General features: G+C 33.6%; 17 protein-coding genes. 7 read left to right on the top strand and 10 right to left on the bottom strand.

The window, feature by feature from the left end:
• Positions 1 to 138 precede the first annotated feature (138 nt).
• The 5 genes from PF028_RS07245 to PF028_RS07225 all read right to left on the bottom strand — a co-directional run bounded on the left by PF028_RS07245 (position 139) and on the right by PF028_RS07225 (position 3,404).
• The gene (locus PF028_RS07245; protein ID WP_270860532.1) at positions 139 to 957 is read right to left on the bottom strand and encodes a transporter substrate-binding domain-containing protein; all 819 of its coding nucleotides are present in this window, start codon (positions 955 to 957) and stop codon (positions 139 to 141) included.
• A gap of 221 nt (positions 958 to 1,178) precedes the next feature.
• Positions 1,179 to 1,688: an S-ribosylhomocysteine lyase gene (luxS, locus tag PF028_RS07240; RefSeq protein ID WP_270860531.1), complete on the bottom strand. Its 510-nt coding sequence runs from the start codon at positions 1,686 to 1,688 to the stop codon at positions 1,179 to 1,181.
• Positions 1,689 to 1,844: 156 nt separating this feature from the next.
• A complete protein-coding gene (fldA, locus tag PF028_RS07235; RefSeq protein ID WP_270860530.1) occupies positions 1,845 to 2,336 on the bottom strand; it encodes a flavodoxin FldA in 492 nt (163 codons plus the stop codon).
• Between the two features lie 11 nt (positions 2,337 to 2,347).
• Complete coding sequence (locus PF028_RS07230) at positions 2,348 to 3,079, bottom strand: hypothetical protein (protein WP_270860529.1); 732 nt, start codon at positions 3,077 to 3,079, stop codon at positions 2,348 to 2,350.
• 4 nt (positions 3,080 to 3,083) lie between these two features.
• Entirely contained in the window at positions 3,084 to 3,404 is a 321-nt protein-coding gene (locus PF028_RS07225; RefSeq protein WP_270860528.1) for a DUF2325 domain-containing protein, read from the bottom strand.
• A gap of 196 nt (positions 3,405 to 3,600) precedes the next feature.
• Between PF028_RS07225 and gmhB the strand changes: the two genes are divergently transcribed.
• The 5 genes from gmhB to PF028_RS07200 are packed head-to-tail and all read left to right on the top strand — an operon-like array spanning position 3,601 to position 7,746.
• Positions 3,601 to 4,092 (top strand): D-glycero-beta-D-manno-heptose 1,7-bisphosphate 7-phosphatase, encoded by a 492-nt coding sequence (gene gmhB / locus PF028_RS07220; RefSeq protein WP_270860527.1) that lies wholly within the window; start codon positions 3,601 to 3,603, stop codon positions 4,090 to 4,092.
• Entirely contained in the window at positions 4,089 to 5,060 is a 972-nt protein-coding gene (gene rfaD / locus PF028_RS07215; protein WP_270860526.1) for an ADP-glyceromanno-heptose 6-epimerase, read from the top strand. Before gmhB ends, rfaD begins: the two co-directional genes overlap by 4 nt.
• Positions 5,053 to 6,435: a D-glycero-beta-D-manno-heptose-7-phosphate kinase gene (gene rfaE1, locus PF028_RS07210; protein ID WP_270860525.1), complete on the top strand. Its 1,383-nt coding sequence runs from the start codon at positions 5,053 to 5,055 to the stop codon at positions 6,433 to 6,435. Before rfaD ends, rfaE1 begins: the two co-directional genes overlap by 8 nt.
• 3 nt (positions 6,436 to 6,438) lie before the next feature.
• Positions 6,439 to 6,996 carry a D-sedoheptulose 7-phosphate isomerase gene (gene gmhA / locus PF028_RS07205; protein ID WP_270860524.1) on the top strand — a complete coding sequence of 186 codons (558 nt, stop codon included), beginning with the start codon at positions 6,439 to 6,441 and terminating at the stop codon, positions 6,994 to 6,996.
• 3 nt (positions 6,997 to 6,999) lie between these two features.
• Positions 7,000 to 7,746, top strand: coding sequence for a glycosyltransferase family 25 protein (locus tag PF028_RS07200; RefSeq protein ID WP_270860523.1), 747 nt, complete (start codon positions 7,000 to 7,002; stop codon positions 7,744 to 7,746).
• Positions 7,747 to 7,748: 2 nt separating this feature from the next.
• Here PF028_RS07200 and waaF read toward each other — a convergent pair whose 3' ends face one another.
• Positions 7,749 to 8,690, bottom strand: a complete 942-nt coding sequence (gene waaF, locus PF028_RS07195) for a lipopolysaccharide heptosyltransferase II (RefSeq protein WP_270860522.1) — start codon at positions 8,688 to 8,690, stop codon at positions 7,749 to 7,751.
• A 113-nt stretch (positions 8,691 to 8,803) separates the two neighbouring features.
• On the opposite strand from waaF, the gene PF028_RS07190 reads away from it, so the two are divergent.
• Together PF028_RS07190 and PF028_RS07185 are read left to right on the top strand one after the other, a co-directional pair.
• Positions 8,804 to 10,096, top strand: a complete 1,293-nt coding sequence (locus PF028_RS07190; RefSeq protein WP_270860521.1) for an O-antigen ligase family protein — start codon at positions 8,804 to 8,806, stop codon at positions 10,094 to 10,096.
• A complete protein-coding gene (locus tag PF028_RS07185; protein ID WP_270860520.1) occupies positions 10,086 to 11,180 on the top strand; it encodes a glycosyltransferase family 9 protein in 1,095 nt (364 codons plus the stop codon). The genes PF028_RS07190 and PF028_RS07185 overlap by 11 nt, the downstream gene beginning before the upstream one ends.
• Here PF028_RS07185 and PF028_RS07180 read toward each other — a convergent pair.
• Genes PF028_RS07180 through waaC form a run of 4 tightly spaced genes read right to left on the bottom strand, consistent with a single transcriptional unit; the run spans position 11,177 to position 15,009 of the window.
• The gene (locus tag PF028_RS07180) at positions 11,177 to 12,253 is read right to left on the bottom strand and encodes a glycosyltransferase family 9 protein (protein ID WP_270860519.1); all 1,077 of its coding nucleotides are present in this window, start codon (positions 12,251 to 12,253) and stop codon (positions 11,177 to 11,179) included. The two genes, PF028_RS07185 and PF028_RS07180, sit on opposite strands and share 4 nt — an antisense overlap.
• A 27-nt stretch (positions 12,254 to 12,280) precedes the next feature.
• Positions 12,281 to 13,159 (bottom strand): lipid A biosynthesis lauroyl acyltransferase, encoded by an 879-nt coding sequence (locus tag PF028_RS07175; RefSeq protein ID WP_270860518.1) that lies wholly within the window; start codon positions 13,157 to 13,159, stop codon positions 12,281 to 12,283.
• Positions 13,152 to 14,054: a lipid A biosynthesis lauroyl acyltransferase gene (locus tag PF028_RS07170; RefSeq protein ID WP_270860517.1), complete on the bottom strand. Its 903-nt coding sequence runs from the start codon at positions 14,052 to 14,054 to the stop codon at positions 13,152 to 13,154. The genes PF028_RS07175 and PF028_RS07170 overlap by 8 nt, the downstream gene beginning before the upstream one ends.
• The gene (waaC, locus tag PF028_RS07165) at positions 14,047 to 15,009 is read right to left on the bottom strand and encodes a lipopolysaccharide heptosyltransferase I (RefSeq protein WP_270860516.1); all 963 of its coding nucleotides are present in this window, start codon (positions 15,007 to 15,009) and stop codon (positions 14,047 to 14,049) included. Before waaC ends, PF028_RS07170 begins: the two co-directional genes overlap by 8 nt.
• Positions 15,010 to 15,087: the final 78 nt, after the last annotated feature.

The raw sequence follows: 15,087 nt of genomic DNA, 5'->3' as shown, positions 1-15,087 counted from the left end.
CAACACAAAAAATCGTCGGCATTTGTAGTTTAAATTACATTTAGTATTGTTTTGAAAATTTATAACCATAAAAACAAAATTCGGATTTTAGCCAAAGCTAAAATCCGAATTTGAGTTAAAAATGAAAAGGCTTATTTTTTAGAAAAATGAATTATACAAATCATCTAGCAAGAAGTATTTTTTATTGACCGTGCCTTTATAAAACGGCTCAAAAGTGTTGTTGTAAGCTTCTTTAAAAAAGCCTTCTTTGCTAAGTTTTATAAGTTCTTGGTTAATGAAATTTAAAAGAGTTTCATTTCCTTTTTGCACTGCAATCGCCAAAAATACGGTATTTCCAAGATTTCCCAATGGAACTTCAACACTATCATCTAAAATCGGGTAAGCATAAACGAAAAGGTTGTTATTGACATAGCCGTCAATCTCTCCGCTTTTTAATTTTTGATAACAATCAACAGAATCGTTGCAATAAACCATATTTAGAGCCTTTTTCATAGCAAAGGCTTCACCTGTGGTCTTTTTAAGCGCGCCTAGTTTTTTTTCGTTGAACTCTTGAAGTGAAGTGATCTTTGATGATTTTTTAGTTAGAATTCCCAAATTTACCGAAAAATACGGCATCGAAAAATCAGCCAAAGGTTTTCTATCTTCTGTAACACTAACCGCAGCTACGATCATGTCGGCTTCGTTTTTTTGAAGCATAGGAAAACGCACCTCGTTTGTAACGGGAATTAATTCTATTTCGCCACCGTTTCCTTCAAAAATTCTATCAGCCAAAACTTTTGCAAGTTCGACTTCAAATCCTTCGAAACTGCCGTCTTCTAGCTGTTTGCCAAACGGCGGTTCAGCTTCATAAACGCCGATCCTGATATGTTTGTTTTCGCGAATTTCATCTAATGAATCCGCAAATGAGCCTGTCAATACTGACGCCAATAACGCCACACACAATGAAATTTTTTTCATTTTTTGCTCCTAAAATTTGGCTTTTAATATAGTTAAAAACCATTTTTATATAAACATAAGTCTTGTTATCATTATATCGGAAACAAAAAAAAAAAAACAGAAAATCAAAAAATAAAGGTTAAATTTGTATAAAAAGTGTGTAAATTTGTAACAATTCTCATTTTAATATATATTTTTTATACTGATTTTATATAATTTTTTGTTACAAATTTACACCTTTTTCAGCTATTTTTTATAAGTGATAAATCAAGCTTTATATCATCATTTTTAATCACACAAATTCCGCGATTTAAAATGTTTTTGGCGATAAGCTTTGCTTCATCTAAGCTATGCATTTTGTAAGTTCCACATTGATACGGATTTAGTTCCGGAATTTGGCTTTGCGAAGCGACATTTAAAATATCTTTCATAGAAGCTTTCCACGCCGAAATAACCGAGCTTTCGCTAGGATTTCCAAGCAAACTCATATAAAAGCCCGTCCTGCAACCCATAGGCGAAATGTCGATTATTTCGACTTCGCTAGAATTTAGATGTTCTCGCATAAATCCTGCAAACAGATGTTCAAGCGTGTGAATTCCCTTTTCGCCTAAAATTTCGTAGTTCGGTCTGCAAAAACGCAAATCAAAAACGCTGATAATGTCGCCTTTTTTGCTTTTCATCGTTTTTGCTAGGCGAACGCCGGGAGCTTGCATTTTAGTATGATCGACTTTGAAGCTATCAAGTAACGGCATTTTAAATCCTTTTGTAAATTTTTGTGGTATTTTACAGAAAAATTTTTAAATTTTAGGATAAATTTTTAAAAAAAATTAATCAGAAAATTCGGTATAGTCATCGCAAGAAAAACCAAATTTGCAAATTCACAAATTTGGTTTAAAAAGAGTAAAAATTTATGCAAGTTCAGATTTTATCTGTCCCACCCACGCTTCTATGCGAGATTGCGTCAAGTCGCTTTGATTGTCGTTATCAAGTGCTAAGCCTACAAATTTGCCGTCTTTTACTGCGTTACTATCATCGAATTCATATCCGTCGGTGGCGACTGCACCAACTATTTTAGCACCTTTTGCAACGAATTTTTCGTAAAGTTCGCCCATTGCATTGCAATAAGCATCCGAATAGCTCGAACTATCGCCCATACCAAAAATCGCAACAACTTTGCCTGATACTTCAAGCCCGTCAAAATCGAAATCCGCCCAGTCATCTTGTAACTCGCCGTCGTTCCAGGTCGAACTTCCGATAATAAGCGATGAGAATTTGTTTAAATCGCTAGGACTTATGTCGGCGACATTTACCACCTCGTTTTCTAAACCCAAACACGCAGAAATCGCCTTTGCGGCGTCCTCTGTATTTCCCATAGAACTACCAAAAATAATTCCTACCATTTTATTTCCTTTCAAAAAATTTTGTTATTTATGCTATATGGAACAAGTTTTACTTTTAAATTTGGCTCAAATTCGAAGCTTTTTATCTCGATATGTCGCCTAAAATTCGCACTTCTTGGATAAACTAAATAAAGCATATCGAATTTGCCTTTTTGTAAAAGTGCATTTTGCAAATCATGGCTAAAATTTTCCGTGTTTAAATTTGAAATTTCTTTAAAATTTGGCACAATTCCAAGTCTAAATTTATCTTTTTTGATGACGATAATATCGTCATCAAAGGTGATCTTTAAGTTTTTATTTTTATGCGAGATTTTATCAAAAACAAAATTTTTAAAACAAGAATTTGCATCAAATTCTATGCCAAAATCAAACGCACTTCTTAATAAAAAAATTATTTTAGCAACTTTTAAATTCGGTAAATTTGCCAAATTTGGTTGCGGTTTATTTTGTAAAAATGAAAAAATAATCAAATTTGAAGATACACAAAATTTGGTTATTTTTTTAAAATTTAGTGGTTTTTTCACTAAATTTTGCGCTATAAAATTCTTAAAAATTTGATTTAATGTAGTGCAATTTTTTGCAAATTTTGGCGGAATTCTATAATCTTTATCAACATTTGCATTATAAATCGTTAAAAAAATCTCTGAAATTTTCTCTTTTTTCAAATTTGAAAAAATTCTTGGCACGAACTCGCCGTTTTCGCAAAAGCCGAATTTTTCGTTATTTTTTGTAGGATTTTGCAAAAAATTACTCCGCACACGACGAGCAAGAAAATTCTTGATTTAAATTAAAAACCTTACAATACTCACAATACACGCAGCTAACGCTTCTTTTAGCGCAAACTAACGGAATTTTTAGTTTTTTAGTTTCACTTTTGATTTTTTTCATAGTGTTGTGATTTAAAAAACTTGTTAGCATAACCACGCAGTCAGTTCCAGCGGGAATTGGCTTTCGATTTACCCTATTTTCGTTTCTAGCGTCCCAGTGCTCTATATCTTTTGCGCCTAAATTCCTTAAAACTGCCTTTATGGGAGTTATTTCATCAGCCCCGATAACCAAAACTCTCATTTTATTTTCCTTTTTCAATTTTTAATTTGATAATTGCTATTATAAAATTTTTTTCTTTAAATTAAACTGATATTCTATATCATAAAATAAATTTATAATAAATATTCTCAAAAAAATTCAAATAAAAATTTTAAAAAATCAAAAAATAATAATCAAATAAATCAAATTTAATCAAATTTCAAGTAAAATACCCGTTATGAATAAGGCTATTTTTTTGGATCGGGACGGAGTTATAAACGAAGATAGCGGATATGTAAGCAAAATCGCTGATTTTCATTTTATTGACGGCGTTTTTGAAGCGTTAAAAGGCTTTAAAAAGCTTGGTTTTTTGCTTATCATCGTTACAAATCAATCAGGCATCGGCAGAGGTTTTTATAGTCTTGGAGATTTTGAAAATTTAAATAAATTTATGCTCGAAGAATTCGCTAAAAACGCCGTTTTTATCGATAAAGTTTATTTTTGTCCGCATAGCCCCGAATTTGGTTGCGAGTGCAGAAAACCGCGTGCAGGTATGATTTTGCAAGCGATAAACGAATTTAAAATAGATCCGAAAAATTCGGTCTTAATCGGCGATAAGCCTAGCGATATAGAAGCAGCCAAAAATGCGAATTTGGCAAATGCTTATCAAATAGGTATTGACGGAGCAAATTTATATGAAATTTATGAAAAAATAAAGGATAATTTATGAGAATAGTTATCACAGGCGGCGGCGGATTTATCGGCTCAAATTTAGCAAAACACTTTATGGCTGAACATGAAGTTTTGGTGGTCGATAGCTTTCGCTCAAACAAAACTTTTAGCAACGGCAACTTACGAAGTTTCGGGCATTTTAAAAATTTGCTAGGATTTGACGGGGAGATTTATTGTGGCGACATTTGCGATGAAAAGACAATGCAAAAAATTAGGCACTTCAAACCTGATGTTATTTTCCACGAAGCAGCCATTTCCGATACGACCGTGAGCGAACAAGACGAACTTTTAAAGGTAAATTTAAACTCATTTTATGATCTGCTTGAAATTTCGCGTGATTTAAATGCAAAGCTCATTTATGCAAGCTCAGCAGCAACTTATGGTAATGCTAGTGCCCCACAAAAGGTATTTGAATGCGAAAATCCAAACAATGTTTATGGTTTTAGCAAACTTATGATGGATAAAACGGCTTTGAAATTTGATAAAGAATTTGGCACCAAAACTATTGGTTTAAGGTATTTTAATGTCTATGGCGGTGGCGAATTTTTCAAAAACAAAACCGCTTCAATGGTGCTTGTGTTTGGTTTGCAAATTTTGGGCGGAAACGCACCAAAACTCTTTGTCGGAAGCGATAAAATTTTTAGAGATTTTATCTATATAAGAGATATTATTAACGCTAACGAACTTGCCATGAAATCAGATACTAACGGCATTTTTAATGTCGGAACAGGAAATGCTAGAAGCTTCCAAGACATAGCCGACATTTTACAAAACGAACTTGGCACGAGTTGCGGCAATGAATATATCCCAAATCCATTTAGCTCACAATATCAGTTTTTCACACAAGCCGACATTGAGCCAACCAAAATGGCACTTGGTTATACGCCAAAATGGACACTAGAAGCAGGGATCAAGGATTATCTACCTGAAATAATTAAAATTCATGAGAGTTTGAAAAATGGCTAAAATACTAGTTATCGGCGATTTGATGATAGATCATTATATTTGGGGGAGTTGCGATAGAATTTCGCCAGAAGCCCCAGTGCAAGTCGTTTTAAAGCAAAATGAAAACAAAAGACTTGGCGGAAGCGGAAATGTCGTTTCAAATTTGATCGCCCTTGGGGCCCAGGTCGGTGTCATAAGCGTAATCGGAGACGACAGCCTTGGCGAAGAAATATTAAATTTAATCTCGCTTCGTGGCGCAAAAGCTGAGCTAGTCATAAAAGAAAAAGGGCGAAAATCTAGCCAAAAATCACGCATAATGGTCGCTCACCAGCAGGTTTTGAGGGTTGATACCGAAAGCGTTTGCGATATTTCGTGCGAAAGCGAAATAATCAATAAATTCGATGAAATTTTAAGCAGATACGACTTAGTTTTGCTAAGCGATTACGGCAAGGGCGTTTTGAGTAAAAATTTATGCCAAGAAATCATTACCAAAACTACGGCTAAAAACAAAATGGTCTTAGTCGATCCAAAAGGCAAGGATTACTCAAAATACAAAGGTGCTACGCTTCTTACGCCAAATAAAAAAGAAGCAGGAATCGCGCTAGATACGGATCTAAATTCATCACAAAGCATAAATCAAGCCGTGCAAAATTTAAAAGAAAAATTCGCTCTAAAATATGGTCTTATAACGCTTAGCGAAGAAGGCATTATTTTATGCGATGAAAATTTGCAAATTCGCTCTTTTCCTGCACTTGCCAAAGAGGTTTTTGATGTAACGGGCGCCGGAGATAGCGTTTTAGCGACTTTGGGATACTGCTTGGCAAGTGGAGCAAACATAGATGAAGCCATAGAAACTGCAAATTTAGCAGCCGCGGTCGTGGTCGGCAAAGTAGGCTCGGCAGATGCTGCTTGGAGCGAAATCGAAGCCCTAAAAAGCACGAAAATCGGCTTAGAGCGAAAGATTGTCGATTTACCGACACTTTTAGGGCTTTATCTAAAAGATAAAAAAGTGGTTTTCACAAACGGTTGCTTTGATATTTTGCATGTGGGGCATATTTCGTATCTACAAAAGGCAAAAGAGCTTGGCGATATTTTGATTGTGGGGCTAAACTCAGATCGCTCAGTAAAAGCCCTAAAAGGCGATCCGCGTCCAGTAAATGAGCAAAATGATAGAGCTAAAATGTTAGCGGCATTAGAGTGCGTGGATTTTGTGGTGATTTTTGACGATGATACGCCACACGACTTAATCAAAGCCCTAAAACCTGATATTTTGGTAAAAGGTGCGGATTACACAGGCAAAAAAGTGGTTGGCAGCGAATTTGCTAAGGAAACAAAACTGATAGAATTCGTTGAAGGTAAAAGCACAACAAATTTGATAAATAAAATTAAAGGTTAAAAAATGTTTGAAAATGAATTAAAAGCACATTTAGAAGCCGCACAAAAAACGGCGAATTTAAGCGGTGCAGTCAAAAAAGCGACTGATATTATAGTAGAGTGCCTTAAAAACGGCGGGAGAGTTTTGATATGTGGCAACGGCGGAAGTGCCGCAGATAGCCAACATTTCGCAGCAGAACTAAGCGGTAGGTATAAAACCGAGCGAACTCCGTTAGCAGGAATCGCCCTTACCACCGATACTTCGGCATTAACAGCCATCGGAAATGACTATGGGTATGATGCGGTTTTTGCTAGACAATGCGGTGCAATCGGACGAACGGGCGATGTTTTGGTGGGGATTTCGACCAGCGGAAATAGCAAAAATGTGCTAAATGCCTTTGAAGTCGCCAAAAAAATCGGTATGCGAACGATAGGTTTTAGCGGCAAAGGCGGCGGCGCGATGAACGAAGCGTGTGAGCTAAATTTAGTAGTCCCTAGCGACGATACAGCCAGAATCCAAGAAATGCATATTTTGATTATTCACACCATTTGCGGTGGCGTGGATAAGGCGTATATGGAATAAAATATGAAATATCCCGTTTATGTAATTTCTTTGGAAAGAGATACCGAAAGAAGGCAAAATTTAAAAAAACAATTTAAAAGCTATGATGAATTTGAAATCATCGACGCCGTAGATGGTAGCAAAATACCGTCAAAAGAATACTACAAATATATGATAAATTCGCTAACTGAATACTCCATACTTCTAGCTCCAAATGAAGTTGCCTGTTCGCTTTCACACATAAAAGCATACGAAAAATTTTTAAATTCAGGCGCAGAATACTGCTTGATTTTAGAAGATGATGTTATAGGTAGCGATGAGTGTATCAATAAAGCTTTTGAATTAGCCGAGAAATTACCTAAAAATAGCATATTTCACTGCGGTAAGAGAAAAAATTTAGAAACAATTTGGGGAAAAAAAGAAGATGATAATCTAATTTTAGTTTCAAAATTTGCTCACTATTTGCTAACGGGGGCTTTTGCTTATGTTCTAGATAGAAAAATTGCCCAAAGCCTTTTAGATACTCAAAGAAATACACTTTGCGAAGCAGATAATTATAAATTTTTCTCGCAAAAAATAAATTTTAATTTATATTATACCGATATTTTTCACCATGAAGACCTGACGGAAGAAAATTCAAACTTGCAAATATCAAGAAATCAACGAGCAATAGCTGATAAAAAAATAATCCAACCAAAACATTCAACAAAACTTAGATGGCTAAGATTTAAAGATAAATATTTAAGCGGAAATAAATATTTTCAAATTTAAATTTATAAATTTAGTGAAGCTACTGCTCCCAAAACCATTTTTGGCGTTAAATTTTTCATGCACTCGTGCGTTTTTAACGGACAAATTCGCTTCATACAGGGCATACATGGCAAATTTAGATGAACGATTTTTGCATTTTTGTTCCCATACGGCGAAGTCTCATCAAATCTAGTCGGTCCAAAAACTGCCACACTTGGGATTTTAAAAGCTGCTGCGATGTGCATAGGACCGCTATCGTTTGTGATAAAAAGATCTAAATTTGCGATATTTTCGCAAAGCTCTTTTATGCTCGTTTTTCCACATAAATTCACACAAACTACGCCATTTTGCCTTAAAATTTGCTCGATTTCATCGCAAATTCCCTTTTCGCCCACTCCCCCAAAAATCACAATGCCAAATCTGTCTTTCAAAGCAGTCGCCACTTCGGCAAAATAAGCAGGATACCAACGTTTTGCCGAGCCGTAGGTAGCTCCCGGATTTAGTCCTAAAAGTTTTTTTGGTGAATTTAGAAGCGATTTTTTTTCAAAATACAACTTTTGATCTTGCGTTAAATTTTGCAAATTCAAGGCAGAATTCACAAAATTTAGATATTTTTGCACTTGATGAATTTTTTCACCATTGTTTTTAAATATAAATTTACGCCTGACACTAGCGAATTTAAGAAAAACTCTGCTTGCAAAATGCGAACGAAAACTCACGGCGATGTCAAATTTGCCAAGATTTTTTGCTGTTTTTATCAAATTTAAAAGCCTAAATTTGCTTTTTCTGCTTTCATCTATAACGATTTTTTCGCAATTGGGGTGATTTTCGTATAAATTTGCACTAGCAAACGAGCCAAAAAAGACTATTTTTGCATTATCAAAATTCGCGCATAAATTTTCAACCGCCGCACTCGCCATCACGCCATCACCTAACCACGACGGAAGCTCAATCAAAATTCGCATTTATCGCCCTTGATAACTATTAATAAAAATAATTTGTTTCATAAATTTCATATTCCATTTTTTTAATAATTTTTTTGTTATAATACCCAAATTTTTAGAAAAAAGACCGATAAATGATAATTTCAAGTGAAAAAAAAATAAAAATTTTTGATAACGCAATATTTGTTTTTGTCTGTTTGTATTTTTTTGCCGAATTTATAATGAACTTAAATATCATAAAAAGTATAGGCGTATATACTAGCGTTGTGTTGATAATGTTTTTTTTAATCTTGTGCCGAGAAATAGCGATAGCTAGATTTAAAGAAAATTTTTTTAGAAATAAAACTATGTTTTTAATATTATTGCTACTAGTTTTGGTAACTTTTGCTTCTTCGCTTTTTCCATACGATTCTACGCATAATTCGGTTAAAGAATTTATGCGAGTTGTAAAAAAAGAGTATCTACTTTTTGTTTTGCTATTTTTTTGGTTTGACGGAAGCGAAAAAAGATCAAAAATCATTTTTTGGGTTTTAGTCGGTTCGCTTTTTTATGAATCGATTTATACTATTATCAAAAGTGTCATAGAATTTGATCCAAAGATGTTGCAAAAAAGAGTAAATGTAGTATATAGGGATTATTCTATATGCGTAGATGGGCTTTTTGCTTTTTCTCTTATAGCATTTTTGTTTGTAAAAAAACGAATTTGGTTGCAGGTAGCATTAGCACTTCTTTTAGCAATGGTAGTTGTTTTGGATATTTTAAGCGGTGCTAGGGCAAGTTGGTTGGCAATGTTTGTAGTATTTTTACTCTGCTTTCTGTTTTTTATTTTTAAAAATAAATTTAGTCTAAAAACGGCACTATATATTGGGTTGTTTTTTGCACTAGTTGGCGGCGTGGCAACCGTAGCATACGAAACCTTTCCGCATATAAAATATAAACTAACACAAAAAACTTCTAGCGGAAGAGATTTGATTTTAAAAAATCGTTTGCCGTTAATCCTAAATAGCGACAGAGCCTTAATAGGCTTAGGTTACGGAACAGATCAATATGAAAAATTTATTTTTGATAACAGAGATAAAGCTACCGGAAATCTAGGCCCTGCCAGAGTAGAAAGAGATAAAAACAAAAAGGTAAAATTTATACATTATTTTCATGACGAACCTGCATTTATAGCTTATTATTACCATGTAGGGGTTGGGGTTATATTTTTTATAGCACTAGTTTTTTATATTATCTATAAAGGTATGAGTGAATTTGTCAAAAGAAATAATTATTTACTTTTTAGTGTAGCACTTAGTGTCGTCTCTTTTTATTTGGTAAGAGGAACTTTTGAATGGTTTGGCGGACTTAAACCAATAATCGCAATGTGCGCACTTTTTATAGTATTAAACTATAAAAATAAAGAAGCGGTAACAAATGAAAATTGATTTTGGTAAATTTATAATCAAATTTTTACTTTTAAATAAACGCATAAAAAAAAGCGAATTTGTAAATTCAGACGAATTTGAAAATGTATGTTTTTTTTCAAATTCTGCTATCGGCGATACCTTGTTTAACACACCTGTTTTTCGTGCTTTTAAACAAAATTTTCCGAATAAAAAACTCACTTGCGTTTTAGATCCCAGAAATTATGAACTCTTTAAAAACGATCCAAATTTAGATGAAATTATTTTGTATCGCAACAAATGGCGAAATTTTTTTCAGATTGCAAAAATTTTAAAAAATAAAAAAATCGATACCATTTTTATTTTGCACTCAAACGAGCCACAAGCCACGCCATTAGCAGTTTTTAGCGGTGCAAAATATATTTTTAAACTGCCAAATTTACATAATGAATTTAATAAATTTCACTCAAATTTGCCAAGCGATGAAAATTTAAACGAATATGTAGTGCAAAGAAGATTAAATCAGCTTAAATTTATCGGTATTGATAGTAGCGATACAAAAATGCAAATTTTCTTTGATGATGATGATTTTACTAGTGTTAATGAGATTTTTGAAAACTCCAAGAAATTTAAATTTATCGGCTTTCAAATGGGAGCAAGCGTGATTTCTAGGCAGTGGATTTTTGAGTATTGGGGTGAGCTAGCAAAAATGCTTTTAAAACACGAAAATATAAAAATAATTTTCACAGGAAGCCCGGGTGAGCGTAAAATAACCGATAAATTAGAGCAAATTTTAGGTAGCGATAGGGTTTTAAATTTAGCGGGGAATTTTAATCTTAAAAAATCAGCCGCCCTAATTTCAAAACTAAATTTATTTATCACCCCAGATACTGGCCCGCTTCACATAGCCATAGCCACTAGAACACCAACTATATCGCTTTATGGAAGTAGCAATCACAAAGAAGTATATCCAAACTACGACCAAGAAATTCACAAATTTATCCAAAAACCGATTATTTGCAAACTTTGCGAAGATAGAAAATGTATCTGCCAAAAAGGTATGCGTCAAATCAAACCAATCGAAGTATATGAAAAAATAAAAGAATTTGGTTTATTTAATGATTAATTTATCAAATTTATCTCTTGTGCCTTAAATTTAATAATCTTACAAATTTGTTCAAAATTTAACTCTGTTAAGCACTTGCTAATGCCCGAATTCTCACAACCTTTCGCACCGCACGGAACGCAATGCCTGTCATCTTGGATAACGATGTGCTTATTTGTGCTTTGGATTCCTTTTCTAGCTAGATAATTACTTTTTTGCAAATCATTATCCCAAGGCCCCCATTCAAATGCACCGCTTGGTCCAAAAAATGCGATAACAGGCGTATTATTTGCAGCACTAATATGCATTATAGAAGTATCCACGCCGATAAAAAGTCTAGCTTTTGAGTTTAAAAATGCCACTTCTTTTAAACTTAAATTTCCTAAAAATTTAATAGGATTTGATTTGCAAAGGCTTAAAATTTGCTCATTTTTTTGCATTTCATCTTCATTTTTATCACCAGTTATAATGACTTTTATGCCTAAATCAATCTCGCAAAAATCGATAATCTTAGCAGCAAGTTCATCGCTTAAACATTTAAAAAAATCTATACTCATTAGATGGATATGAATAAAATTTTGTGGCAAATCGTTGAATTTTTCTCTAAAATCATCAAAATAGATAGAAACTTTTTTACTAACAGGCTCAAATCCTAAAACTCGCAAAACATCTAAATTCTGTTCTACCGTATGTTTTTCTTCGCTATGTTTCAAACTTTTTGTAATAAATTTATTTAACTGCGTGTGTCTTGTAGGATAGGCAACAATCTCTTTTGCGCCGCTTAAAATAGCCAAAATAAGCCCACGATCGCCTTCTGTGGTTTGGATAATAATGTCAAATTTTTCTCGCCTTAATTCAAGAGCAAATTTAATCTCTCCCCAAATTCTAGCAAAGATATTTGCATTTTTTATCTTTTCTCGCTCATAAATGTGAATTTTTGCTACATTTGGATTTTGCGTTATCATCTCTTTTGAGCTACGATTTAGAGCAAAATGAATTTCGGCGTCCCCGTAAAAATGTCTTAAATTTTCTAAAAGCGGAGTAGTTAGTAGCACATCACCGATACGCCTAAATTTCATAACTAAAATTTTCATTTTATCTCTTCGCTCCGTAAAATTGGCTCATTTATAACTCTCTTCATAGTAGTGATTAAATTTTTTATGCATCCAAAAATACTCATCGGGCCCAGTTTCGATAACTTTTTTTGTGGCATCGCTTTGCATTTGCGTGGCGATTTGCACGGCGTTTTTGCCAAGCTTGTTTATGTCGATAGGCTCGTAAAATTCAATATCAGTCATGCTTTCCCCGTTTCTACGGGCAAAAAAAGGAACGATTAGGGCATTTAACTTTTGCGCAAACACAGAAGCTGCTGGCGTGTGAGATATTTTTTTACCAAAAAATTCGCACTCTATGCCCTCATCTCCTGCATTTTGATCGACTAAAATTCCAAGCATTCTGCCGTTTTTAAGCGCTCTTAGCATTTCTTTTGCACCGCCTTTTTTCGAAATCAACTCTATGTCAAATTTTACCCTATTTTTGGTTAAAATTTTATCCATCGCCACACTATCAAGCTTTCGCCCGACTATACTCATTTTACCAAATTTTGCCCCCATAGCAAGTCCCATTATCTCCCAGTTACCATAATGCGCCGTTTGCACTATAATCGGTCGTCCCGAATTAAGTGAATTTTCTAAAAAATGCGAATTTATAAAATTTACTTTTGCTAGAATTTGCTCTTTGTCTAAATTTTGATTTTTTAAAAAATCATAAGCAAAAAATGCAAAATTTTTATATGTTGATTTTATGATTTTATCGATTTCATTTTTAGCTAAATTTGGAAAGCAAAAGCCCAAATTTACGCTCATTATGCGATAATGCTTTTTATCAAATTTATAAAAACAAAATGCGATAAAATTTAAAAATCCTAATACAATTTTATTTGGCAAGGCATTTACTAAAAAATTAAAAAATTTATATAAAAATAGATAAAATTTATCCATTGTCTAGCTCTTTTTTGTAGCTTTCGTCATAGAAATGCCTAAATTTTCTATGCATCCAAAAATACTCATCGGGCTTAGCTTCTATGACCTTTTTTGTGGCATCGCTTTGCATTTGCGTGGCGATTTGCACGGCGTTTTCGCTAATCTCGTTTATGTCGATAGGCTCGTAAAATTCAAAGTCCGTTAAATTTGGATTTTCTAAATTCCTACGGGCAAAAGCCGGAACGATTAGAGCATTTAGCTTTTGCGCAAACACAGAAGCCACAGGCGTATGCATAATTTTTTTGCCAAAAAATTCGCACTCGATACCTTCAAAACCGGCATCTTGATCGACTAAAATTCCTAGCATTATCCCTTTTTTTAGCACACTCATCATCTGCTTTGCGCCGCCTTTTTTATCGATCAGTTCTATATCAAATTTTTCTCTTTTTTTTCTTAAAATTTCGCTCATCACGGCACTTTTTAGTCTTCGCCCTACAATGGCAACTTTGCCGTATTTTGCCGCCATCGCTAGGGAAGTTATCTCCCAGTTACCATAATGCGCCGTTTGCACTATAATCGGTCGTCCCGAATTAAGTGAATTTTCTAAAAAATGCGAATTTATAAAATTTACTTTTGCTAGAATTTGCTCTTTGTCTAAATTTTGATTTTTTAAAAAATCATAAGCAAAAAATGCAAAATTTTTATATGTTGATTTTATGATTTTATCGATTTCATTTTTAGCTAAATTTGGAAAGCAAAAGCCCAAATTTACGCTCATTATGCGATAATGCTTTTTATCAAATTTATAAAAACAAAATGCGATAAAATTTAAAAATCCTAATACAATTTTATTTGGCAAGGCATTTACTAAAAAATTAAAAAATTTATATAAAAATAGATAAAATTTATCCATTTAACAACTCGTTTGCTTTTAAAATCACCATTTCAGGCGGTATTTCGTTGATACAAAAATCATTTTTATCGATTTTTTTTGGATCGATTTTTTTGCCCGTATCGATCACCAAATTTATCGGCGTTTTATATGCGTTTCGCCGGCTTGGACGATTGCCAAAAAGCGTGATTGAACACACATTTTGCGCCCATGCAAGGTGCGTTATAGCACTATCATTTCCGATAATCAAATTCATATTTTCCACTACGCTTATCATTTCATTTATACTCAAACTTGGCAAAACTTCGGCGTTAGAGCTCCCTGCGATGAGTTCGGCACGCTTTTTTTCGTTTTCATTGCCATGACAAATGTAAATTTTTTCTGCGTTTAAGCCATTTATAACTTGCTTAAATTTGTCGTAACATTTGCTTGGCTCACTCGCAAACGGCGCTATTAAGACCTTTTTGGCGTTAGCAAATTCTAAATTTGTTGGCTTAGTGCTAAAACATTTTTGCTTATTTAAAATTTCATTTTCATCAAATTTAAAACCCAAAGCCTTACTTGCTAGTGTCAAATAGCGAATAATCGTATTTTCGCCGTAATCGCAAGAAATTTTATCTTTATAAAAATTTGCAGCAAAACTCTCTCTAATGCTAAATTTGTCAAATCCAAAAGTGTTTTTTCCTAAAATTCTAGCCACAATGGCGGATTTAATCAAACCTTGAAAATCCAAAATAAGATCAAATTTGCCACTAAATTCTTTTAAAATTTGGTAAGATTTTGCGATTTTTTTATCTTTAAGCGGAATTTTTATAATGCCGTTTAAATTTGGCAAATTTTCTAAAATTTTGGCAAATTTTTCATCGCAAACCCAGTAAATTTCGGCATTTTCTACATTTTTTTTGATAAATTGCAAGACTACCGAGGTCTGAATTATATCGCCGAGTGCCGAAAGCCTAATTATCGCTATTTTCAATCTTTTTTCCGTTTTTAAATTTAACTAAATATTTTATAAAAAAAATCCTAAAAAAGCGGTAAAGGGCAATTAAACTCG

Origin of the sequence: Campylobacter sp. CN_NE2 (assembly GCF_027797465.1) — a bacterium.
Lineage (GTDB): Bacteria > Campylobacterota > Campylobacteria > Campylobacterales > Campylobacteraceae > Campylobacter_B.
This window is presented reverse-complemented; position numbering and strand designations above follow the sequence as displayed.

Coding starts and splice junctions, on each gene's coding strand:
- fldA (WP_270860530.1), bottom strand. CDS start 2,336: ATGGTAGGAATTATTTTTGGTAGTTCTATGGGAAATACAGAGGACGCC.
- PF028_RS07190 (WP_270860521.1), top strand. CDS start 8,804: ATGATAATTTCAAGTGAAAAAAAAATAAAAATTTTTGATAACGCAATA.
- gmhA (WP_270860524.1), top strand. CDS start 6,439: ATGTTTGAAAATGAATTAAAAGCACATTTAGAAGCCGCACAAAAAACG.
- gmhB (WP_270860527.1), top strand. CDS start 3,601: ATGAATAAGGCTATTTTTTTGGATCGGGACGGAGTTATAAACGAAGAT.
- luxS (WP_270860531.1), bottom strand. CDS start 1,688: ATGCCGTTACTTGATAGCTTCAAAGTCGATCATACTAAAATGCAAGCT.
- PF028_RS07175 (WP_270860518.1), bottom strand. CDS start 13,159: ATGGATAAATTTTATCTATTTTTATATAAATTTTTTAATTTTTTAGTA.
- waaF (WP_270860522.1), bottom strand. CDS start 8,690: ATGCGAATTTTGATTGAGCTTCCGTCGTGGTTAGGTGATGGCGTGATG.
- PF028_RS07170 (WP_270860517.1), bottom strand. CDS start 14,054: ATGGATAAATTTTATCTATTTTTATATAAATTTTTTAATTTTTTAGTA.
- rfaE1 (WP_270860525.1), top strand. CDS start 5,053: ATGGCTAAAATACTAGTTATCGGCGATTTGATGATAGATCATTATATT.
- PF028_RS07200 (WP_270860523.1), top strand. CDS start 7,000: ATGAAATATCCCGTTTATGTAATTTCTTTGGAAAGAGATACCGAAAGA.
- PF028_RS07245 (WP_270860532.1), bottom strand. CDS start 957: ATGAAAAAAATTTCATTGTGTGTGGCGTTATTGGCGTCAGTATTGACA.
- PF028_RS07225 (WP_270860528.1), bottom strand. CDS start 3,404: ATGAGAGTTTTGGTTATCGGGGCTGATGAAATAACTCCCATAAAGGCA.
- PF028_RS07180 (WP_270860519.1), bottom strand. CDS start 12,253: ATGAAAATTTTAGTTATGAAATTTAGGCGTATCGGTGATGTGCTACTA.
- rfaD (WP_270860526.1), top strand. CDS start 4,089: ATGAGAATAGTTATCACAGGCGGCGGCGGATTTATCGGCTCAAATTTA.
- PF028_RS07185 (WP_270860520.1), top strand. CDS start 10,086: ATGAAAATTGATTTTGGTAAATTTATAATCAAATTTTTACTTTTAAAT.